The sequence below is a fragment of the Streptomyces sp. NPDC028722 genome (assembly GCF_040637655.1).
Taxonomy (GTDB): domain Bacteria; phylum Actinomycetota; class Actinomycetes; order Streptomycetales; family Streptomycetaceae; genus Streptomyces.
Genome location: NZ_JBEZWU010000015.1, coordinates 57295 through 79465 on the forward strand (window position 1 = coordinate 57295; position 22171 = coordinate 79465).

20 protein-coding genes are annotated in these 22171 nt (G+C 73.7%); 17 read left to right on the top strand and 3 right to left on the bottom strand.

Annotated elements, in window-relative coordinates; translation table 11 throughout:
• Positions 1-58: 58 nt before the first annotated feature.
• Both AB0F03_RS22715 and AB0F03_RS22720 read left to right on the top strand, forming a co-directional pair.
• Positions 59-1510, top strand: a complete 1452-nt coding sequence (locus AB0F03_RS22715; protein WP_361994886.1) for an alkaline phosphatase PhoX — start codon at positions 59-61, stop codon at positions 1508-1510.
• 177 nt (positions 1511-1687) lie between these two features.
• A complete protein-coding gene (locus AB0F03_RS22720) occupies positions 1688-2266 on the top strand; it encodes a helix-turn-helix domain-containing protein (RefSeq protein WP_361994889.1) in 579 nt (192 codons plus the stop codon).
• Positions 2267-2434: 168 nt separating this feature from the next.
• Here the strand turns inward: AB0F03_RS22720 and AB0F03_RS22725 are convergent, their stop codons facing one another.
• Positions 2435-3625: a TerD family protein gene (locus tag AB0F03_RS22725; protein ID WP_361994892.1), complete on the bottom strand. Its 1191-nt coding sequence runs from the start codon at positions 3623-3625 to the stop codon at positions 2435-2437.
• 114 nt (positions 3626-3739) lie between these two features.
• Positions 3740-4549: an NAD(P)-dependent oxidoreductase gene (locus AB0F03_RS22730; RefSeq protein WP_361994895.1), complete on the bottom strand. Its 810-nt coding sequence runs from the start codon at positions 4547-4549 to the stop codon at positions 3740-3742.
• 237 nt (positions 4550-4786) lie between these two features.
• Between AB0F03_RS22730 and AB0F03_RS22735 the strand changes: the two genes are divergently transcribed.
• Entirely contained in the window at positions 4787-5728 is a 942-nt protein-coding gene (locus AB0F03_RS22735; RefSeq protein ID WP_361994898.1) for a 5-dehydro-4-deoxyglucarate dehydratase, read from the top strand.
• Positions 5725-6927 carry a hypothetical protein gene (locus tag AB0F03_RS22740; protein ID WP_361994901.1) on the top strand — a complete coding sequence of 401 codons (1203 nt, stop codon included), beginning with the start codon at positions 5725-5727 and terminating at the stop codon, positions 6925-6927. Before AB0F03_RS22735 ends, AB0F03_RS22740 begins: the two co-directional genes overlap by 4 nt.
• Here AB0F03_RS22740 and AB0F03_RS22745 read toward each other — a convergent pair.
• Positions 6825-8057, bottom strand: a complete 1233-nt coding sequence (locus AB0F03_RS22745; protein WP_361994904.1) for an MFS transporter — start codon at positions 8055-8057, stop codon at positions 6825-6827. The two genes, AB0F03_RS22740 and AB0F03_RS22745, sit on opposite strands and share 103 nt — an antisense overlap.
• A 140-nt stretch (positions 8058-8197) precedes the next feature.
• Here AB0F03_RS22745 and AB0F03_RS22750 point away from each other — a divergent pair, with 140 nt between their 5' ends.
• The 13 genes from AB0F03_RS22750 (at position 8198) to AB0F03_RS22810 (ending at position 22169) form a co-directional block, all read left to right on the top strand.
• Entirely contained in the window at positions 8198-8779 is a 582-nt protein-coding gene (locus tag AB0F03_RS22750) for a TIGR03086 family metal-binding protein (protein WP_361994907.1), read from the top strand.
• Positions 8780-9050: 271 nt separating this feature from the next.
• Positions 9051-9812 carry an MBL fold metallo-hydrolase gene (locus tag AB0F03_RS22755; RefSeq protein ID WP_361994910.1) on the top strand — a complete coding sequence of 254 codons (762 nt, stop codon included), beginning with the start codon at positions 9051-9053 and terminating at the stop codon, positions 9810-9812.
• 131 nt (positions 9813-9943) lie between these two features.
• Positions 9944-10600, top strand: a complete 657-nt coding sequence (locus AB0F03_RS22760; protein ID WP_361994913.1) for a GntR family transcriptional regulator — start codon at positions 9944-9946, stop codon at positions 10598-10600.
• On the top strand, positions 10597-11508 hold the full coding sequence (locus AB0F03_RS22765) for a dihydrodipicolinate synthase family protein (RefSeq protein ID WP_361994916.1): 912 nt from the start codon (positions 10597-10599) through the stop codon (positions 11506-11508). Before AB0F03_RS22760 ends, AB0F03_RS22765 begins: the two co-directional genes overlap by 4 nt.
• Positions 11505-13238 (top strand): L-arabinonate dehydratase, encoded by a 1734-nt coding sequence (gene araD / locus AB0F03_RS22770; protein WP_361994919.1) that lies wholly within the window; start codon positions 11505-11507, stop codon positions 13236-13238. Before AB0F03_RS22765 ends, araD begins: the two co-directional genes overlap by 4 nt.
• A 116-nt stretch (positions 13239-13354) precedes the next feature.
• Complete coding sequence (locus tag AB0F03_RS22775; RefSeq protein WP_361994922.1) at positions 13355-14290, top strand: sugar ABC transporter permease; 936 nt, start codon at positions 13355-13357, stop codon at positions 14288-14290.
• On the top strand, positions 14287-15171 hold the full coding sequence (locus AB0F03_RS22780; RefSeq protein WP_361994925.1) for a carbohydrate ABC transporter permease: 885 nt from the start codon (positions 14287-14289) through the stop codon (positions 15169-15171). The genes AB0F03_RS22775 and AB0F03_RS22780 overlap by 4 nt, the downstream gene beginning before the upstream one ends.
• A gap of 58 nt (positions 15172-15229) precedes the next feature.
• Positions 15230-16372, top strand: coding sequence for a Gfo/Idh/MocA family oxidoreductase (locus AB0F03_RS22785; protein WP_361994928.1), 1143 nt, complete (start codon positions 15230-15232; stop codon positions 16370-16372).
• The gene (locus AB0F03_RS22790; RefSeq protein WP_361994931.1) at positions 16369-17214 is read left to right on the top strand and encodes a PmoA family protein; all 846 of its coding nucleotides are present in this window, start codon (positions 16369-16371) and stop codon (positions 17212-17214) included. The genes AB0F03_RS22785 and AB0F03_RS22790 overlap by 4 nt, the downstream gene beginning before the upstream one ends.
• Before the next feature lie 155 nt (positions 17215-17369).
• Entirely contained in the window at positions 17370-18710 is a 1341-nt protein-coding gene (locus tag AB0F03_RS22795) for a sugar ABC transporter substrate-binding protein (RefSeq protein WP_361994934.1), read from the top strand.
• A 130-nt stretch (positions 18711-18840) separates the two neighbouring features.
• Positions 18841-19641: a rhamnogalacturonan acetylesterase gene (locus AB0F03_RS22800; protein WP_361994937.1), complete on the top strand. Its 801-nt coding sequence runs from the start codon at positions 18841-18843 to the stop codon at positions 19639-19641.
• Positions 19642-19665: 24 nt separating this feature from the next.
• On the top strand, positions 19666-20991 hold the full coding sequence (locus AB0F03_RS22805; protein WP_361994940.1) for a pectate lyase: 1326 nt from the start codon (positions 19666-19668) through the stop codon (positions 20989-20991).
• 71 nt (positions 20992-21062) lie between these two features.
• On the top strand, positions 21063-22169 hold the full coding sequence (locus tag AB0F03_RS22810; RefSeq protein ID WP_361994943.1) for a pectinesterase family protein: 1107 nt from the start codon (positions 21063-21065) through the stop codon (positions 22167-22169).
• The last annotated feature ends 2 nt before the right edge of the window (positions 22170-22171 follow it).

Here is a 22171-nt window from a genome sequence, read left to right on the forward strand (position 1 = left end):
CGCCGAACCGAGGCCCGCCACCCTCCACGGCACCGCCACCGTCGTCACAGGAGACACCATGTCGCTCACCCGCAGGGACTTCGCCAGAAAATCCGCGATCACCGGTGCCGGGGTCGCCCTGGCGGGCAGCGTCGGCGCGCTCGCCACCGCGCCGAACGCCCTGGCCGCCACGGAAACCGACGGCGCGGAGACGCGGCCCGGGCACGGCGACCACCACCACGGCGTCGGCTACGGCCCGCTGATCGCCGACCCGGACGGCATCCTCGCCCTGCCCGCGGGCTTCGCGTACGACATCGTCACCTACAGCGGCAGGACGAAGCTGGAGTCCGGCGAGTTCACCCCGTCCAACCACGACGGCACCTCCACCTTCGACGGGCCCCGCGGCGCCACCCTCCTGGTGAACAACCACGAGCTGAAGGGCCCGCGCGCCAACTGGGAGTACCCGGTGCCGCTCACCGAGGGCCTGGTCTACGACCCCGCCGCCGCCGGTGGCTGCACCGTCGTCGAGGTCCGCCGCGGCCATGTCGCCGAGTGGGTCGGCATCGCCGGCACCTCCACCAACTGCGCGGGCGGCAACACCCCGTGGGGCACCTGGCTGACCTGCGAGGAGACCGAGGACAAGGCCGGCCAGAACGGCATGACCAAGGACCACGGCTACGTCTTCGAGGTCGACCCGGAGGACCGCCGGGCCAACCGCGACCCGAAGCCGGTCAAGGCCCTCGGCCGCTACGCCCACGAGGCCGTCGTCGTCGACCCCCGGCGCGGCCACCTGTACCTCACCGAGGACGCCGCCGGCCCCAACGGCCTGTTCTACCGCTGGGCCCCGCCGGAGGGCTTCCGCCACGGCCGCGGCCGGCTGCGCACCCTCGCCGACGACGCGGGCGTGCTCCAGGCCTTCAAGTGCTTCGACTCCGGCGGCAAGTTCGTCGACGACCTCTCCCGCGCCACGAAGATCGGCACCGTCTACGGCGTCGACTGGGTGGACGTCCCGGACCGCGACGCCCGGACGGTCTCCACCCGCAAGCAGTTCACCGACGGCCAGATCACCCGCGCCCGCAAGCTGGAGGGCATGTGGTGGGGTGACGGCGGCGTCTACGTCGTCTCCTCCTTCGCCCGCGCGGAGAGCCCGGTCCAGCACGACGGCCAGGTCTGGTTCTACGACCCCAAGCGCCGCACGCTGACCCTGAAGGTCCTGTTCGGCGTGAACCCGGACCCGTCCGCCGACGGCGCCTTCGACGGCCCCGACAACATCACCGTCTCGCCGTACGGCGGCCTGGTCATCGCCGAGGACGGCGAGGGTGTCCAGCACCTGTTCGGCGCCACCGAGAGCGGCCGGACCTACCCGATCGCCCGCAACGAGATGAACATGGGCACCGCCGAGGAGCCGGAGTACAGCGAGTTCACCGGCGTCACCTTCTCGCCCGACGGCAGGACCCTGTTCGCCAACATCCAGACGCCGGGCATCATGCTCGCCATCACCGGCCCCTGGAAGCGGCAGAAGCGCGGCTGACCCGCACGCCGCACATCGAGCGCCCGCGACGTCCCGCGGCCCCCTGCCGGAGTGGCTCCCACTCCTCGTGGGGGGCCGCGGCTCCGTCTCCCGCCCGGACGGTACGGCCCGGCCGGCGGGCGCTCGGTAGAATCCGGGGGAAGCCGCCGGTCCGGCGGTCGGGCAGGGAGTTGCTGGATGACGCGGGTCAGACCCATGCGCGCGGACGCCCGGCGCAACCACGAACGCCTGCTGGCGGTGGCGGCGGAGGTCTTCGCCGAGCAGGGGGAGAACGCGTCGCTCGACCGGATCGCCAGACGGGCGGGCGTCGGCTCGGGCACGCTCTACCGGCACTTCCCGACCCGGCAGGCGCTGCTGGAGGCGGCGTACGTCGACCGGATCGAGGCACTGGGCAGGCGGGCCGACGAACTCGCCGGGGAGCTGCCGCCGGGTGAGGCGCTGACGGAGTGGCTGACCGAGCTGTGCCTCGCCACGATCCAGTTGCGGGGCATGAAGGCGCTGCTGGGGGCGGCGGTCACGGACGGCGCCCCGACGGCGCCGACGGCGTGCGGTGTGGCGTGCGGTACGGCCGTGAAGGGCGCGGCGGGCCGGCTGGTGGGGGCGGCGCAGGCGGACGGCGTGGTGCGGGCCGACCTGGAGCCGGTCGAGGTCCTGCGGCTGGCGCACGGGATGGCGACGGCGTCGGAGCTGGCGGACGAACCCGACAGGGAGATCCGCCGCTGCCTGACCCTGCTGACGGAGGGCCTGCGGCCGTAGCCCCGCGCGCGAAGGGGCGCGGGGAACCGCGCGAGCGGCCCCCACGGCGCCGCGCCCGGGGAACGAGCCGCTCTGCCACGGGGCACACCGGCCACGCGCCCGGGAACGGGCCGGCGTGCCCGGCGGCACCCCGGCCCCTTGCCGCACCCCGGCGCCGTGTCCGGCGCGCTACAGCGCCTTCGCCCCCGGTCCCACCATGTTCCGTACCGTGCGCGCCTTCACGAAGTCGCCCAGTGCCGTCATGTCCCACTCGCCGGAGAACTGCCGGACCAGCTTGGCCATCAGCACGCCGGTCTGCGGTTCGGCGCCGGTGAGGTCGAAGCGGACCAGCTCCTCGTCGGTCGCGGCGTCGACGAGGCGGCAGTAGGCCTTCGCGACCTCCGTGAACTTCTGGCCGGAGAAGGAGTTCACCGTGAAGACCAGGCCGGAGACCTCCTGGGGGAGGCGGCCGAGGTCCACCACGATGACCTCGTCGTCGCCCCCGCCCTCGCCGGTGAGGTTGTCCCCGGAGTGCTTGACCGAGCCGTCCAGGATCGTCAGCCTGCCGAAGTAGCAGCTGTCGATGTGGTCGCGCCGCGGCCCGTAGGCGATGACCGAGGCGTCCAGGTCGATGTCCCTGCCGCGGAACGCCGGCTCCCAGCCGAGGCCCATCCGCACCTGGGAGAGCAGCGGCCGGCCGCCCTTGACCAGGGACACGGTCTGCTGCTTCGCCAGGCTGACCCGGCCCTTGTCCAGGTTGATCTTGCCCGCGCCCGGTGCGGGGGCGGCGGGCGACGCGGACACGGACGCGGCTGCGGCCGGGGTCGCGGCCGGAGCCGTGGGCGCGACCGGAGCGGAAGCCGGGGGCGCGGCCGGGGCCGGGGCGGGCTCCTCCACCGTCACCCCGAAGTCCGTCGCGATGCCGGCCAGCCCGTCGGCGTACCCCTGGCCGACGGCGCGCGCCTTCCACGCGCCGCCCCGGCGGTAGACCTCCACGACCACCAGCGCCGTCTCGGCGCCGAGCTGCGGCGGGGTGAACGTGGCCAGCACCGCGCCGCCGTCCGCGTCCCTGATCGTCGCCGTCGGCTCGACGCCCTGGAAGGTCCGGCCGGCCGCGTCCGGACTGGCCGTGACGACGATCTTCTCGATGTCCGGCGGCACGGCGGCGGTGTCGACCGTGACCGCGTCCGGGGCCGAGCCGCCACCGGAGCGGTAGGTCACGCCCGGGCCCGCCGGCTGGTTGTAGAAGATGAAGTCGTCGTCGGAACGCACCTTGCCGTCGGCGCTGAGCAGCAGGCCCGACACGTCGAGCCGCACCGGAGCGGCGACGTCCACCGTCACGCGCGTGGCCGAGAGGGAGATGTTCGAGCCAGGGGTCATAGCTGTCATGCCGGGTGAACGAACGACACCGCTTTACCGTTCCCTTACCGGCCGAACGGGTCACCGCACCACCGCCACGACGGCCGCCCCCGGCTCCTCGGCGCCGCCGCGGCCTCAGTACGGCCAGATCGGCGGGTCGTTCACGAAGTGCCCGCCCAGGTGGGTGTGGGCCGGGTTCCCGGGGTCGGGCTCGCCCTGTTCGGCGATCAGCTTCGCGGCGTACGGCTCGGAGTCGTCCCGCGGCTCGTAGCCCAGCGCCCGCGCGCTGCCCAGGTCCCACCACAGGCGCGTGTTGGCGGAGGAGCCGTAGACCACCGTGTGGCCGACGTCCTCGGCGGTCAGGGCCGCGTGGAACAGGCGGGCACCGTCGGCCGGGCTCATCCACACCGAGAGCATGCGGACGCTGGTCGGCTCCGGGAAGCAGGAGCCGATGCGCACCGAGACCGTCTCCAGGCCGTGCTTGTCCCAGTAGAGCTGGGCCAGGTCCTCGCCGAAGCACTTCGACAGGCCGTAGAAGGTGTCCGGGCGGCGCGGGGTGGCGACGGGGATCAGCGGCTCGCCCGCGCGCGGGGCCGGGGTGAAGCCGACGGCGTGGTTGGAGGAGGCGAACACGATCCGCCGCACACCTTCCTGGCGGGCGGCCTCGTACAGGTTGTAGGTGCCCTCGATGTTCGACCGCAGGATCTTCCCGAAGGATGCTTCCAGGGAGATGCCCGCGAGATGCAGGACGGCGTCCACGCCCCGCACCGCCTCGCGCAGCGCCTCGGTGTCGGTGAGGTCCGCGGTGATCGCGTCCGGCGCGTCCTCGACGGGGCGCACGTCGAACAGGCGCAGCGTGTAGCCGTACTCCGGCAGCAGGGACCGCATCAGGGTGCCGAGCCCGCCGGCGGCACCGGTGAGCAGGAGGGTACGGGGAGCGGGCATCCTTCGATCTCCTTGGGTCCTCGGTGCCGCTGCCACACACCGCGTGCGTGGACAGTATTCACATGCTTGGACACGCTAGGGAGCGGCGACGTACCCCGTCAAGTGGCCCGTGACAGGGTCAAATCCGTTGCCGTGGTGCCCGTTCGCCCGCTTGACCCGCTCCGAAGGCGACCCGTAGCGTGAGATTGTTCAGAAACATGGACGACGATCAGAAGCATGCACCGACAGGGAGCGCCTGTGACGCCAGCCCCTCTCGCCGCCCGGCTCCGTGACCCGAGCGGGCCGCTCTTCTTCCCCGTCACGGCCTACGGCCCCGGCGGCTCACTCGACCTCGACGTCTACCGCACCCACGTGCGCCGGGGCGTCGCGGCCGGTGCCGCCGCCGTGTTCGCCTGCTGCGGCACCGGGGAGTTCCACGCGCTGCTGCCGGAGGAGTTCGAGGCCTGCGTGCGGGTGGCCGTCGAGGCGGCCGAGGGACGCGTCCCGGTCGTCGCGGGAGCCGGCTACGGCACCGCGCTCGCCGTGCGCTACGCGCGCCTCGCCGCGGACGCGGGCGCCGACGGCCTCCTCGCCATGCCGCCGTACCTCGTCCTGGCCGGCCAGAGCGGCCTGCTGCGGCACTACCGGGAGATCGCCGCGGCCACCGCCCTGCCCGTGATCGTCTACCAGCGCGACAACGCCGTCCTCACCCCGTCGACCGTGGTCGAACTCGCCCGCACCGACGGCGTCATCGGCCTCAAGGACGGCCTCGGCGACCTCGACCTCATGCAGCGCACCGTCAGCGCCGTCCGCACCGAGGTCCCCGGCGACTTCCTGTACTTCAACGGCCTGCCCACCGCCGAACAGACCCAGCTCGCCTATCGCGCGCTCGGCATCACCCTGTACTCCTCGGCCGTGTTCTGCTTCGCGCCGGAACTCGCCCTCGCCTTCCACCGGGCCCTGGAGACCGACGACCTGAGCACCGTCCACCGCCTCCTGGACGGCTTCTACCGCCCGTTCGTCGAACTGCGCGCCCAGGGCCGCGGATACGCCGTCTCCCTCGTCAAGGCCGGGGTACGGCTGCGCGGCCTGGACGTCGGCGAGGTGCGGCCCCCGCTGCACGAGCCGGCCGAGGACCACGTCAAACAACTCGCCCAGCTGATCGAACACGGCTACGCCCTGCTGGAGGAGGACGCGTGAAGGCGTCGGCGTTCGTGTACCCCTGGGACGTCAACGGGGACCCCGGGGCCCCCGCGCGCATCGCGGAACTCGGGGTCGGCCAGGTGACCCTCGCCGCCGCCTACCACTCCACCCGCGCCCTGACCCCCCGCCACCCCCGCCACCGCATCGTCACCGCCGAGTACGCGGCCGTCCTCTACCCGCCGGGCGGCCGCTGGGCCGGCAGAGGTCTGCGGCCCTACCCCGCCGGCCGCTGGGCCCCCGGCAACGCCTACGGCGAGGCCGCCGACGCCCTCGCCGCGGCCGGCCTGGAGGTGCACACCTGGGTCGTCCTGGCCCACAACTCCCGCCTCGGCGCCGAGCACCCCGACACCTCGGTCGTCAACGCCTACGGCGACCGCTACCCGTGGGCGCCCTGCATCGCCCAGCCCGCCACGCGCGCGTACCTGGTCGACCTGGCCGCCGAGGCCGCCGTACGCCCCGGCGCGCACGGCACCGAACTGGAGTCCCTCGGCTGGTACGGGCTGGCGCACCTGCACGCCCACGACAAGACGGCCGGCGTCGGCCTCGGCGAGGCCGGGCAGTACCTGATGTCGCTGTGCTTCTGCCCCTCCTGCCGCCCCGGCTACGGCGCACACGGCCTCGACGCCGACGAGCTGGCGGCGGACGTACGGACCGCGCTGGAACCGCTGTGGCGGGGTGCGGCGGACGACGAGGGCTGGCCGACCGTGGACAGACTCCTCGGGGCGGACACGGCGGCCGCCACGCGCGCGTGGCGCGACACCACCGCCCGCACCCTCCAGGAGGAGGCCGTCACCGCCGTACGCGCCGCCGCGCCCGACGGCTTCCAGGTGCTCCTGCACGCCGACCCGGTGTCCTACCACTGCGGCGCCAACGCCGGCGTCGACCCCGCCCGCATCCTCTCCGTCGCCGACGGCGTGGTGGTGCCCTGCACGGGCGGTACGGCCCTGCTGGCGCCGTTCGCCGCGCACGCGGGGGAGCGGACGGTGCTGGCCGCCAACCTCACGGTCGTCGCCGGGATGGGCGGCAGCCCCGGCGCCCTCGCCGCGGACGCGGCACGCGCGCATGCCGGGGGCGCGACGGAACTGCGGCTGTATCACGCCGGATTGGCGTCGGACGGGGACCTGGCGGCGGTGCGGGCGGCACTGGCCGCCCGCCGAGCCGGCGCGACCGCCGTCAGCAGCAGCGCCACGCCGTAGACCGGCAGCAGCACCCCGGGGCCGGCCAGTTCGACCAGGCCGGCCCCGAGGGCGAGCCCGAGCACGTTCGGGGCGAGGACCAGCGTGCCGGCGGTGGCCGTCACCCGGCCGAGCAGCGGGCCCGGCGTGCGGCGCTGCACGGCGGTGAGCACGGCGACCAGCACACAGGGCAGCCCCAGACCGGACGCGACGCCGGACACCAGGACCACCGCGTCCGACGGCACGGCCCGCGCGATCGCCGCGGCCCCCGTCAGCGCGATCCCGGCCGCCGCGAGCCGGTGCTCGCCGAACCGCCGCAGCGCGGGCCCGGCGAGCAGCCCGGCCACCACCGAACCGGCCCCCTGGGCGGCGTACAGCACACCCGTGTAGGCGGGGGAGTGGCCGAGGCGGCCGACGACGGCGTACACGGTCGCGCTGCCGAGCGAGGTCAGCAGCATCGTCGTACCGCCCGCCCGGACCAGCGTGCGCAGCTCCGGCTGCGCCCACAGATGCCGGACGCCCTGCGCGGTCCGTCTCCGCCAGCCGTCACCTGACCGGACGGGCGGCTCCTCCCGCACGCGCAGCAGCGCGCACAGCCCGGCCGCGACGACGAACGTGGCCGCGTCCAGACCGGCCACCGCCGGGCCGCCGCAGGCCGCGTACAAGGCCGCCCCGGTCAGCGGGGCGACCAGCTTCATGCCCTCCGTGACGGTCATCCGCAGCCCGTTGAAGTCGCCGAGGAGATCCGGGCCGACGGCGGCGGCGACCAGGGCCGACTCTGCCGCGTCGTGGACCGCTTCGGCGGCGCCGTACAGGAACAGCACGGCGAACAGCAGCCACAAGCGGCCGGCGGAACCGACGGCGAGCAGCACGAGGAGCAGGCCCGCCAGCCCCAGGTCCAGCCCGACGAGCAGGGGTCTGCGGCGCGTCCGGTCGGCGAGCGTGCCCAGGGCCGGCCCCGCCAGGGTGGGCGCCCACAGGGCGAGCGGGCACAGGGCGGCCAGGCCGTCCGACCCGGTGAGGTCCTTCACCCACACACCCGAGGCCAGCCACAGCGCGGAGGTACCGAACGCGGACACCACCACACCGGCGAGATACAGCCCCGCCGTACGATCCCGCAGCACACGCACCGCGGTCCAGGAAGTCGTCATACCGGCTCATCGTGCGGATAAGGCTCCCCCCGCCGGATCGGGAAAGTGCCGGATACCGGCAGCGCGCGGCCGATGAGTTCCGGGGCGCCGCCCGGTCAGCATTCCGTACGGGACAACCGGCACCGAGGGAGTGATGAGAGATGACCGGGGTGGATCTCGGCCCGCAGACCAGGATCGTGGCCCGGCTCGCCGGGTCCGTGACCGACGAGCAGATGACGGGCGCGACACCGTGCCCGGGCCTCGCGGTGCGGAACCTGCTGGGCCACCTGCTGACGCTGTCCGTGGCGTTCCGTGACGCCGCCCGCAAGGACCTCGGCCCGACGACCGACACCAGCCCGGACGCCCTCGTCCCGGACATCGGCCCCGGCTGGCGCGAGGAACTGCCCAGGGTGCTCGACGAGCTGGCCGGCGCCTGGCGCGAGCCGGCCGCCTGGACCGGCGACACCCGCGCCGGCGGGGTGGATCTGCCGGGCGCGGTCGCGGGCGCGGTCGTCGCCGACGAACTGGTGATCCACGGGTGGGACCTGGCCCGCGCCACCGGCCAGGACTACACCCCCGACCCGGCCGCCCTCGACGCGGCCCACGGCTTCCTGCGTGCCGCGGCCGGCGACCCGGGCCGCGGGAACGCGCCGTTCGGCCCGGTCGTCCCCGTCCCGGCGGACGCGCCCTTGCTGGACCGGACGGTGGGGCTGAGCGGGCGGGATCCGGGCTGGCGGCCGTAGGGGGAGCCGGACGGGCGGCACGGGCGCGGCGTGGGGTGCGGCGGCCGGTGGCCGGGCGACGTGGGGCCCGGCGCCCGGCGCACGGCGCACCGTGGGCCGGGCGGCGCGGGCCCGGATGACCGGGCGCGCGACCCCCGCGTACCGCGTACCGCGTACCGCGTGACGGATCCCGACGGGGCCGGTGGGGGCGGGCGGGGGCCCGGGGGCCGGATGGCGCCACGGGGTGCCCTTTCCGCGCCCCGGTCACGGTCCGCGTCGTACGCTCACTGCCATGCCCCTCACCCTCACCGTCCTCGGCACCGCCTCGCCGCACCCCGGTCCGGGCCGGCCGTGTTCCGGATATCTGCTGTCCGGCGGAGGTGCCGAGGTGTGGGTGGACGCGGGGCCCGGCACGTTCGCCGCGTTGCAGCAGTACACGGATCCCGCGCGGCTGACCGCGATCTGGGTCTCGCACCTGCACGCCGACCACAGCGCCGACCTGCTCGCCGCCGCCTACGCGTTCGCCTTCGGCGGGATGACCCCGCCCGCGCCGGTCCCGGTGTACGCCCCGCAGGACTGCGCCCGGCGCCTGGCCGGCTTCCTCGGACGTGCGGACGTCGGCTTCCTGAAGGACGTCCTCGACTTCCGGAGCCTGTACGACGGCCACGACGTCCGGCACTGGAACCTGCGCCTCACCGCGCGCGCCGTCGCCCACGGCACCGAGGCGTACGGGCTGCGCGCCGAGTGCCAGGGGAGCGTGTTCGCGTACTCGGGGGACAGCGGTCCCTGCCCCGCGCTCACCGAACTCGCCGCCCGCGCCGACCTGTTCCTGTGCGAGGCGGACCTCGGGGAACATCGCGAGGGCGAACACCCCGGGCAGGTTCATCTGACGCCCGAGGACGCCGGCCGCGTCGCCCATGACGCCCACGTGCGCGAACTGCTCGTCACGCATGTGGGGCCCACCCTCACCCGGGAGTCGGCCACCGCCCGGGCCGCCGCCGTCTCCCGCCGGCCCACCGGCACGGCCCGCGAGGGCGACCGGCACACCTTCTGACCCGCGTTCACCGGCCGTCGCGGCTTCCTCCGTCAGAAGCATTGACGAAACAGGCGCCCCCTCCTACCTTCGACGCGTCGTACTTCGTACGTCATATATGAGACGCGATATGTGAGATCCGAGAGGGCCGCATGACCTCTGTGCCCACCCCGATCCCGTCCCGCACGCAAGTCGTGCTCGACGCGATCAAGCACCGCATCCTCACCGGGGTGCTGACACCCGGTCAGGCCCTGGTCGAGACCGAGCTGGCCGCGCAGTTCGGGGTGTCCAAGACCCCGGTGCGCGAGGCCCTGAAGACCCTCGCCGGGACCGGTCTGGTCGTGATGAGCCAGTACAAGGGCGTCACGGTGCGCATGGTGGACGCGGACATGGCGCGCGAGGTGTACGACGTGCGGCTGCTGCTGGAACCGGAGGCCCTGCGGCGGGCGGTCGGGCGCGGCGCCTCCCTCGACGCCGCCCGCGACGCGCTCACCCGCGCCGACGGCGCCACCGACACCGCCGAACGCTCCCTGGCCAACCGCGAGTTCCACCGCGCCCTCTATCTGCCGTGCGGCAACCCGCTGCTCGGCCGGATGCTGGACGAGGTCCGCGACCAGGCCGCCCTCGTCTCCGCCGTGGCCTGGGCGGCCGACCCCTCCTGGGAACGGGAGGCCGCCGAGCACCGGGAGATCCTGCGGCTGGCGCTGGACGGAGACGCGGACGGCGCGGCGGGCGCCCTGCGCGCCCACATCGGGTCCTTCGTACGCCGTGCTTTCCCCGAGCTCCTCCCAGCGGAAGGTGATCAATGAGCAGCGTGACGTTCGAGTCCCGGCGGGCGGCGCTGGCCGACGTGGTGGCCATCCCGGTCACCCCGTTCGCCGAGGACGGCTCCGTCGACCGGGACACCCACCGGGCCCTGCTGCGCCGCCTGCTCGACGGCGGGATCACCACCCTCACCCCGAACGGCAACACCGGCGAGTTCTACGCCCTCACCCCCGAGGAGCGCCGCCTGGTCACGGAGTGGACCGTCGCGGAGGCCGGTGACCGCGCCACCGTCCTCGTCGGTGTCGGGCACGACCTGCCCACCGCGATCGCCTCCGCCCGGCACGCCCGCGACCTCGGCGCCGGCATGGTCATGGTCCACCAGCCGGTGCACCCGTACGTGTCGGCGGCCGGCTGGGTCGACTACCACCGCGCCATCGCCGAATCCGTCCCGGAGCTGGGCGTGGTGCCGTACCTGCGCAACGCCCAGCTGCCCGGCGCCCGCCTCGCCGAACTCGCCGGCCACTGCCCGAACGTCATCGGGGTCAAGTACGCCGTCCCGGACGCCGCCCGGTTCGCGGCCTTCGCCCGGGACGCGGGCCTGGACCGCTTCGTGTGGGTGGCGGGCCTCGCCGAACCGTACGCCCCCTCCTACTTCTCCGCCGGCGCCACCGGCTTCACCTCCGGGCTGGTGAACGTCGCCCCGGCCGTCTCCCGGAACATGCTCGAAGCGCTCCGCTGCGGTGACCATCCGGCCGCCATGAAGATCTGGGAGCAGATCCGCCGCTTCGAGGAGCTGCGGGCCGCGCACGGCAACGCCAACAACGTCACCGTCGTCAAGGAGGCGCTGGCCGCGCTCGGCCTGTGCCGCCGGGACGTCCGCCCGCCGAGCCGGCCGCTGCCCGAGGACGAGCGGGCCGAGGTCGCCGCCATCACCGCCGGGTGGTCGGTATGAACGCACCCCGCAGGAGTCCGCAGGACCTGAGGAGCCACCAGTGGTACGGCACCGACGGCCTGCGCTCCTTCAGCCACCGCGCCCGTACCCGTCAGCTCGGCTACCTGCCGGAGGAACACCTCGGCAAGCCGGTCATCGCGATCCTAAACACCTGGTCCGACATCAACCCCTGCCACGTCCACCTCCGCGACCGCGCCCAGGCCGTCAAGCGCGGGGTGTGGCAGGCGGGCGGTTTCCCGCTGGAGTTCCCGGTCTCCACCCTCAGCGAGACCTTCCAGAAACCCACCCCGATGCTCTACCGCAACATGCTCGCCATGGAGACCGAGGAGCTGCTGCGCTCGTACCCGGTCGACGGCGCGGTGCTGATGGGCGGCTGCGACAAGTCCACCCCCGCCCTGCTGATGGGCGCCGCCTCCGTGGACCTGCCCGCCGTGTTCGTGCCGGCCGGGCCCATGCTCCCGGGGCACTGGCGGGGCGAGGTCCTGGGCTCGGGCACCGACATGTGGAAGTACTGGGACGACAGGCGGGCCGGCCTCATCGGCGACTGCGAGATGACCGAGCTGGAGAGCGGTCTGGCCCGCTCACCCGGCCACTGCATGACCATGGGTACGGCGTCCACGCTGACGGCCGCCGCCGAGGCGCTCGGCGTGACCGTGCCGGGCGCGTCCAGCATCCCGGCGGTGGACTCCGGGCACGACCGGATGGCCGCCAGGGCCGGCCTGGCCGTCGTGGACCTGGTCCACCGGGACCGGAGACTGTCCCACATCCTCACCCAGGAGGCGTTCGAGGACGCGGTCACCACCGTGCTGGGCCTCGGCGGCTCCACCAACGCCGTGATCCATCTGATCGCCATGGCGGGCCGGGCGGGCGTACGGCTCACCCTGGACGACTTCGACCGCGTCGCCCGCACCGTCCCGGTCCTCGCCGACGTCCGTCCCGGCGGGCAGCGGTACCTGATGGAGGACTTCCACTTCGCCGGCGGTCTGCCCGGCTTCCTCTCCCGGATCACCGACCTGCTCCACCTGGACCGGCCGACCGTGGCGCACGACACCCTGCGCGAGCAGCTCGCGGGCGCCCGGGTCCACGACGACGACGTCATCCGGCCCCGGGACAACCCGGTCGCGAGCGAGGGCGGGGTCGCGGTGCTGCGCGGCAACCTCTGCCCGGACGGCGCCGTCGTCAAGCACATCGCCGCCGAGCCCCGCCTGCTCAAGCACACGGGTCCGGCCGTCGTCTTCGACGACTACCGGACCATGCAGCGCACCATCAACGACCCCTCGCTCGGCATCACCGCCGACAGCGTGCTGGTGCTGCGCAACGCCGGCCCCAAGGGCGGCCCGGGCATGCCCGAGTACGGCATGCTCCCCATCCCGGACCACCTGCTGAAGCAGGGCGTGCGGGACATGGTCCGTATCTCCGACGCCCGCATGAGCGGCACGAGTTACGGCGCCTGCGTCCTGCACGTCGCTCCGGAGTCGTACGTCGGCGGACCGCTGGCCCTGGTGCGCGACGGCGACCTCGTCACCCTGGACGTCGGAGCCCGCAATCTGCACCTCCACGTGGACGACGAGGAGCTGGAGCGCCGGCGGGCCGCGTGGACGCCGCCGCCCGCCCGGTTCGAGCGCGGCTACGGCGCCCTCTACGAGCAGCAGATCACGCAGGCCGACACCGGCTGCGACTTCGAGTTCCTCGCCCGTCCGGGCACGGTCCCGGACCCGTACGCCGGCTGACCGTCCCACCCGGGGCGGAGGCCCTCACCCATGTGTATGTAGCAAGCGCTTCCTACGGCCGGCCCCCGGTCCCAGCTCCACCCGCTGCACCCGCCCCCCGTGAACGGAGAACAGTCATGGCCCAAGCCGCAGCCGTGGCGAAACCGCCCGCGCCACCCGGGCGGCGCCGTGCCTCCGCGACCCCGCGCAGGCTGCCGTACCTGCTGATCGCCCCGGCGGCCCTGCTCATGCTGGGCTTCATCGCCTACCCGGTGCTCAACGTCTTCTACTACAGCCTTCAGGACTACAACCCCACCAAGCCGTGGCGGAACGGCTTCGCGGGCCTCGGCAACTTCGCCCAGGCCTTCGCCCACGACCCGCAGTTCTGGGACACGCTGATCTTCAGCGCCAAGTGGGTCGTGGTGGAGGTCGGGTTGCAGCTGCTGTTCGGCCTCGCCCTGGCGCTCATCGTCAACCAGACCTTCGTGGGGCGGGCGGTGGGCCGCGCCCTCGTCTTCTCGCCCTGGGCCGTCTCCGGCGTCCTCACCTCCGCGATCTGGGTGCTGCTGTACAACTCGCAGACCGGCGTGACCCGTTACCTCGCCGACGCGGGCCTCGGCTCCTACGGCACCAGCTGGCTGTCGGACACCTCCACGGTGTTCCCGGCGGCGGTGGCCGCCGACCTCTGGCGCGGCGTCCCGTTCTTCGCGATCCTCATCCTCGCCGACCTCCAGTCGGTCTCCCGGGACCTGTACGAGGCCGCCGAGGTCGACGGGGCGAGCCGGCTCGAGCAGTTCTGGCACATCACGCTGCCCCACCTGAAGGACGCGATCGTCCTCGCCACGCTGCTGCGCGCGGTGTGGGAGTTCAACAACGTCGACCTGCTCTACACCCTGACCGGCGGCGGCCCGGCCGGCGAGACCACCACGCTGCCGCTCTACATCGCCAAGACCAGCGTCGACGCCCACAACTTCGGCTACGCCTCCGCCCTGACGACGGTGGCGTTCGTCATCCTGCTCTTCTGCTCGGTCGCCTATCTGCGGCTGAGCAGGTTCGGAGGTGGGTCCAGGTGATCACCGAGATCGCTCCGGCACCCGAGCGCGTGGTGCCCGGGCCCGCGCCGGCCGGCCGGAAACGGCGGGCCTGGGACGAGGTGCCGCGCCGGCAGATCTACGTCCCGCTGGGCATCTACCTCCTCTTCACCCTGATCCCGTTCTACTGGATCCTGCTCTTCGCGCTCCGCCCGGCCGGCTCCACCTCGCTCGTGCCCTGGCCCATGACCTCCGAGCACTTCCGGAAGGTGTGGACCGAACGCGGCTTCGGCACCTACTTCACCAACAGCGTCTACGTCGGTGTCGCCACCCTGCTGCTGACCACCGTGGTCGCCCTGGCCGGCGGTTATGCCCTCGCCCGCTTCGACTTCCGGTTCAGACGCGGCTTCATGCTGGCCCTGCTGTGCTCCCAGTTCGTGCCGGGCGCGCTGCTGCTGGTGCCGCTGTTCCAGATCTTCGCCAAGCTGTCGATGATCAACTCCCTCGGCAGCGTCGTCCTCGCCGAGACCGTCTTCCAGCTGCCGCTGTCGATGATCCTGATCAGCGGGTTCATCCGGAACGTGCCCTACTCGCTGGAGGAGGCCGCCTGGGTGGACGGCTGCGACCGCTTCACCGCCTTCCGGATCGTCGTCCTGCCGCTGCTGCGGCCCGGGCTGATCGCCGTCGGCTCCTTCGCCTTCGTGCACGCCTGGAACCACTTCCTGTTCGCCCTGATGTTCCTCTCCGACGAGAGCAAGCAGACCGTCCCGGTCGGCCTCGACACCCTGATGAGCGCCGACAGCGTCGACCTGGGCGCCCTGGCGGCGGGCGGCATCATCGCCGCCGTACCCGTGGTGATCGTGTTCGCGTTCATCCAGAAGTGGCTGATCACCGGCTTCAGCGCGGGGGCGGTGAAGGGATGACACGCCACCCGGTCACCTCCCTGCGGACGGCCCGCCGTGCGGGCGCGGGGAGGACCCCATGACCGCATCCGTCGTCCTGGCGGGCGCGCGCGGACACGGCCGCCGGCACCTGGACAACATCCGCCGCCTCCAGGCCCGGGGCACCGTCCAACTGGCCGGGATCTGCGAACTGTCCCCGCTCACCGCCGACGAGATCCCGGACGGCCTGGGCACACCGGAGCAGTCGGCCGACCTCGGGGCGCTCCTGGCGGCCACCGGTGCCCGGATCGCCGTCATCTGCACGCCGATCCCCACCCACACCGCGCTGGCCCTCACCGCCGCCGGGCACGGGGCACACATGCTGCTGGAGAAGCCGCCCGCGCCCTCCTACGCCGAGTTCCGCCGCATGGCCGACGGGGTCGCGAAGGCCGGCGTCGCCTGCCAGATCGGCTTCCAGTCGCTCGGCTCGCACGCCGTGCCCGCGATCCGCCGCCTCGTCGCGGAGGGCGCGATCGGCGAGGTCACCGGGGTCGGCGGGGCCGGCGCCTGGGCCCGCGACGAGGCCTACTACCGGCGCGCGCCCTGGGCGGGCCGGCGGCGCCTGCACGGCACCGACGTGGTCGACGGCGTGCTCACCAACCCCCTCGCGCACGCCGTCGCCACCGGCCTCGCCCTGCTCGGCACCACCCGCGCCGAGGACGTCACCAGAGTCGAGACCGAGCTGCTGCGCGCCAACGCCATCGAGTCCGACGACACCTCCTGCGTCCGCGTCCGCACCCCGCGCGGCCCGGTCACCGTCGCGGCGACCCTGTGCGCCGAACGGCCCGGTGAGCCGTACGTGGTGGTGCACGGGAGCGCCGGCCGGATCACCTTCTGGTACAAGCAGGACCGGGTGCTGCTCCAGCGGGCCGGCCACGGCCCCGAGGAGCTGGTGTACGGCCGCACGGACCTGCTGGAGAACCTGGCCGGGCACCTGGCCGGCGGCGACGGGCTGCTGGTGCCGCCGGTGGAGACGGGCGCCTTCATGCGGGTCGTGGAGGCCGTCCGGACGGCCCCCGACCCGGCACCGCTGCCCGGGCACGCCTGGCGGCTGCTGGCCGCCGAACGGCGCCGGATCGTGCCCGGCATCGAGGACCTGGTCGCGGCGGCGGCCGACCGACTCGCCCTCTACTCCGAACTGGGCGCCGACTGGGCGCCACCCGAAGAGGTGAGCACCCGATGACGTCGAAGGACACCCTGGTCCTGCGGGCCGCGGGCCGCCCGGTCGGCCGGTACGTCTTCCGGCCCGAGCTGCCCGCCCGGCTCTCCCCCCGCCCCTACCTGCACCCCGTCACCACCCTGGCCGGCACGGCGGTCACCGAGGTGTCCCCCGCCGACCACGCCCACCACCTCGGCGTCGGTGTCGCCGTTCCCGACGTCGAGGGGCACAACTTCTGGGGCGGGCGCACCTTCGTCCGGGACCGGGGGCCGGCCGAACTGGAGAACCACGGCGTCCAGCGGCACACCGGCTTCCGGCTGAGCGACCCCGACGGCTTCGTGGAGGAGCTGCGCTGGGCCGCCGCCGGGACCGAGCTGCTGCACGAGCGCCGTACCGTCGCCGTCACCGGGCTCACCGCCACCGCCTGGGCGCTGGACCTCACCTTCTCCCTCACCAACATCACCCCCGGCCCCCTGTCGATCGGCAGCCCCGCCACCAACGGGCGGCCCGGCGCGGCCTACGGCGGCTTCTTCTGGCGGGCCCGCAAGGAGGAGGGGACGCCACGGGTGTTCACCGCCGGCCGGGAGGGCGAGACGGAGGTGCACGGCACCCGCGCCGACTGGCTGGCACTGGCCGGCGCGGACTGGACGCTGGTCTTCGCCGGCGCCACCGGGGAGACCCGGCGGGACCCGTGGTTCGTGCGGGCCGCCGAGTACCCCGGGGCCGGCTCCTCCTTGGCGCACGGTGAGCGGCTGGCCCTCGCGCCCGGCGGGACCGTCGTACGGCGGATCGTCACCGTCGTCGCCGACGGCCGGCTGCGGCGGGACGAGGCGGCGGCCCTGGTCCGCAGGGCGGTCGGCCCATGAGCACGCCCGGCACCTGCACGAACCCCGGGGCGACCCCGACCAGGGGATCTTCCAGGTCAACGCCCCCGCCGGCAGGCCCGTCACACCACCGTCCCACCGCTTCACTCCTCCGTTGGATCCAGCAGAGAACCAGAAGAGAAGAAGAGAGCCGACCGATGAAGAGCAGCATCCGTAACCGCACCGGCAGACGGGCCGCCCCGGCCGCCGTCCTGGCCTCCGTCCTCGCCCTCGCCGCCGCCGCCTGCGGCGACAACGGCAGCGGCAGCGCGGGGGACAAGGGGGGCGAGGGCTCCGGCAAGGGCACGATCACGTTCTGGGACAACAACGGCGGTGTCCGCACCGACGTGTGGAAGCAGATCATCGCCGACTTCGAGAAGAAGTACCCCGACATCGAGGTCAAGTACGTCGGTGTGCCCGCCGCCGGCGTCCAGTCCAAGTACGACACCGCCATCCAGGGCGGCGGCCTGCCCGACGTCGGCGGCATCGGTACGGCCATGCTCGCCGAGGTCGCCGCGCAGGGCGCGCTGGAGCCGCTGGACGACCGGATCTCCGGCAGCTCCCTGGACGGCAGGCTCAACGCGACGTTCCTGGAGAGCGTGAAGGCCGCCGGCGGTACCGGCCGGACGTACACCGTGCCGACCTCCGCCAACAACGGCACGCTGTGGTACCGCACCGACCTGTTCGCGGCGGCCAGACTGGATCCGCCGACCACCTGGACGAAGTTCTACGCGGCGGCCGGCAAGCTCACCGACCGGGGCCGCAACCGCTTCGGGTACACCATCCGCGGCGGCGAGGGGTCCATCGCGCAGGCCCTGGACGCGATGTACGGGCAGAGCGGGATCACGTCCTTCTGGAAGGGCGACCGGACCACCGTCAACGACCCCAGGAACGTGGCCGCGCTGGAGAAGTACGCCGGCCTGTACAAGAAGGACACCCCGTCCGCCGACGTCAACAACGACTTCACCAAGATGGTCGCGCAGTGGGACTCCGGCACCATCGGGATGCTGAGCCACAACCTCGGGTCCTACGCCGACCACGAGAAGGCGCTGAAGGGCCGGTTCAAGGGCGTGCCCAACCCGACCCTGGACGACGGCACCCGGGTGCAGGTGTCCAACCCGGTCGACGGGCTCGCGCTGTTCCGGTCCAGTGCGCACAAGGCCGCCGCCTGGAAGTTCATCGAGTTCGCCGCCTCGCACGAGTCCAACAGCAGGTGGAACCGGGTCGCGGGACAGGTGCCGGCGAACACCGAGGCCGCGCGGGACGCGTGGGTGCGGGCGTCGGAGCCGACGAAGCTCGCCGCCGAGGCGCTGAACGGGGCCGACACCAAGGTCGTGCAGCTGCCGTACTACCTGCCGGACTGGAACACCCTCTCCAAGGCCGACAACGAGCCGAACTTCCAGAAGGTGCTGCTCGGCAGGCTGAGCGCGAAGGAGTTCCTGGACACGCTGGCCGACCAGCTCGACAAGGCCCAGGCCGACTGGAAGAAGAACCACTGAGCGCCCGGGCGGTTCCGGTCCGCGGGGGCCCGCCGCCGGCACCGGCCGGCCGCGCCCCCTCGGCGGAACCGCGACCCGGACACCGCACCGCACCCCTGGCAGGTTCCCCCGCGTCCGAAAGGCACCCCCTGTGTCCCTCACGCGCAGACAGCTCGGGCTCGCCGCTGTCGCCGCCGCCCCCCTCGCCCTCGGCGTGACCGGCACGGCCCGGGCCGCCGGGCACCGTACCCGCACCCTGTACATCGCCGGTGATTCCACGGCCGCCCCGAAGACCGCCGACGAGGCCCCGGAGACCGGATGGGGCATGGCACTGCCCTTCTTCCTCCACCAGGGCGTCGCCGTCGCCGACCACGCGGTGAACGGCCGCAGTTCGAAGAGCTTCCTGGACGAGGGCCGGCTCGACGCGGTCCTCGCCGTCATCCGGCCCGGTGACCTGCTGCTCGTCCAGTTCGCGCACAACGACGAGAAGGCCACCGACTCCGCCCGGTACACCGAGCCCTGGACGACGTACCAGGAGTGCCTGCGGCGGTACGTCACGGGCGCCCGGTCCCGCGGGGCCCGGCCCGTCCTCGCCACTCCTGTCGAGCGCCGCAGGTTCGACGCCGACGGCAACGCCCTGCCGACCCACGGCGACTACCCGGCGGCCATGCGGGCGCTGGCCGGGGAGGAGGGGGTGGCGCTGCTCGACATCGAGGCGCTCTCGCTCGCGCTGTGGCAGCGGCTCGGCGTGGAGGAGACGAAGACCTGCTTCAACTGGACCCGCACCGAGCAGGACAACACCCATTTCAACCCGTCGGGTGCCATCGCCGTGGCACGGCTCGTGGCGCGGGAGCTGCTGCGCACCCGGATGCTGGCCCGGCGCGACGTCGTCCGGCTGGACGAGGACGTCCCGGCGTCGTGGATCACCTGGCCGCCCGCACCGCAGTCCTGACCCGTCATCGAGGAGAGCCGCACCATGCGTACACTGAAATGTCATGGACGTGTCATAGCAGCGCTGGCCGGATGCACGGCCCTCGTGCTGTCCCTCACCGGCACCGCCGCCGCGTCCGGCACCGCCGCCGGCCACCGCACCGGCCCGGAGCGCCAGGTCCTGCCCGCCCGGGACGGCTGGGCGTCCTACGGCACCGGCACCACCGGCGGGGCCGCCGCCGACCCCGCGCACCTCTACACCGTCAGCACCTGGGAGCAGTTCAAGGCCGCCCTCGCCGACGGCGGCGGCGCACCGAAGATCGTCCGGGTGAAGGGGACGATCGACGCCGACGGGCCGGGCTGCGACTCGTTCGCCGTCCCCGGCTACGACCTCGCCACCTATCTGAAGACCTACGACCCGGCGGTCTGGGGGCGGGCGCGCACCCTCGACGACGAGCCCGACGACAGCCCCGAGGGCCTGCGCCGCGCCTCCGCGGCCCGCCAGGACGCCTTCATCGAGGCCGCCGTCCCCGCCAACACGACGATCGTCGGCATCGGCCGCGACGCCGGCTTCCAGGGCGCCAGCCTCCAGATCAAGGACGCCGACAACGTCATCGTCCGCAATCTGGCCTTCGAGAGCCCCCTCGACTGCTTCCCGCAGTGGGACCCGACCGACACCGCGGACGGCAACTGGAACTCCGAGTACGACAGTGCCGTTGTCCACGGGTCGGCCCATGTGTGGATCGACCACGACACCTTCACCGACGGTGATCACCCCGACAGCACCCTGCCGTCCTACTACGGCCGGATCTACGAACAGCACGACGGCGAGCTGGACATCGTCAAGGGAGCCGACTACGTCACCGCCTCCTGGAACGTCTTCGAGGACCACGACAAGACGATCCTCATCGGCAACAGCGACAGCGCCGCCACGGCCGCCGTCGACCGGGGGCACCTCAAGGTCACCTTCCACCACAACCTGTTCCGCGACCTGGTCGAGCGGGCCCCGCGCGTCCGCTTCGGGCAGGTGGACTCGTACAACAACCACTTCGTCGCCGGCGACGGCTACTCCTACAGCTACGGCATCGGCATCGAGTCGCAGCTCGTCGCCGAGCACAACGCGTTCACCCTGCCGGACGGCGCCACGGCCGGGTCGGTGCTGAAGAAGTGGAAGGACGCGCCGGTCACCGCCGCCGACAACTACGTCAACGGCGCGCCGGTGGACCTCGTCGCCGCCCACAACGCCCAGGTGCCCGGCGAGATCCTGCGGTCCGGGGCCGGCTGGACGCCGGTCCTGCGCACCCGGGTGGACCGGCCGCACGCCGTGCCCGCACGCGTCGACCACCGCGCGGGCGCCGGACGCCTGCGCTGACACCCCCCGGGGGGCCGGGCCCGGCCCCGACCCCGGCTCCCCGGCCGAGCCGCATCCGAAGGAGCACATCCATGCCCCTGTCCCGACGGGACTTCCTCACCGCGGGCGCCGTGGCCGCCGCCGCGCCCGGCCTCACGTCCGCCCCCGCCCGGGCCGCCGCCGTCCCGCGCCCGTTCGGCCGCTACGGAACCCCGGCCCGCCGCCTCACCCCGGACACCCTGTACGTCGACCCGCGCGGCCGGGGCGACTTCACCGCCGTCCAGGCCGCGGTGACCGCCGCCACCGGCAGCGGACGGACCCTGGTCATCGCGCCCGGCACCTACCGGGAGACGGTCACCGTCGACGCAGGCCGCACGGAGATGACGTGGATCGGCGCCTCGGAGAATCCCCGCGACGTCGTGATCGTGTACGACAACGCGGCCGGCACCCCCAAGCCGGGCGGCGGCACCTACGGCACCTCCGGCTCCGCGACGACGACCGTCCGGGCCGACGGCTTCACCGCCCGCTGGATCACCTTCGCCAACGACTGGCTGCGCGCCGCCCACCCGGACATCACCGGCACCCAGGCCGTCGCCGCCAAGGTGCAGGGCGACCGCGGCGCCTTCCTGCACTGCCGCTTCCTCGGCCACCAGGACACGCTGTACGCCGACTCCGCCGCCCTCGGCGTCCTCGCCCGCCAGTACTACGCGCACTGCCACATCGAGGGCGACGTCGACTTCGTCTTCGGCCGGGCCACCGCCGTCTACGAGGAATGCCACTTCCGCACCCTGGACCGCACCGACCTCGCGGCAGCCCCGTACGGCTTCGTCCTCGCGCCCTCCACGGCCGCCGTCGACCCGCGCGGTTACCTGGTCCTCGGCGGGCGGATCACCAGCGAGGCCCCGGACGGCTCCTACAAGCTGGCCCGTCCCTGGGTGCCCAGCTCCGACCCGACCGCCCGCCCGATGCTCACCGTCCGCGAGACCTGGCTCGGCGCGGGCATCGACACGGCCGCCCCCTACACCGACATGTCGGCCGCCCACCCCTGGCAGCGGCAGCGGTTCGCCGAGTACCGGAACCGGGGCCCGGGCGCGGTGATCACGGTCCCGGAGAACCGTCCCCAGCTCACCCGGGAGCAGGCCGCGTCGGCGACCGGGGCGGCCTGGCTGGGGGACTGGACGCCCTGGCGGAAGCACTGAGC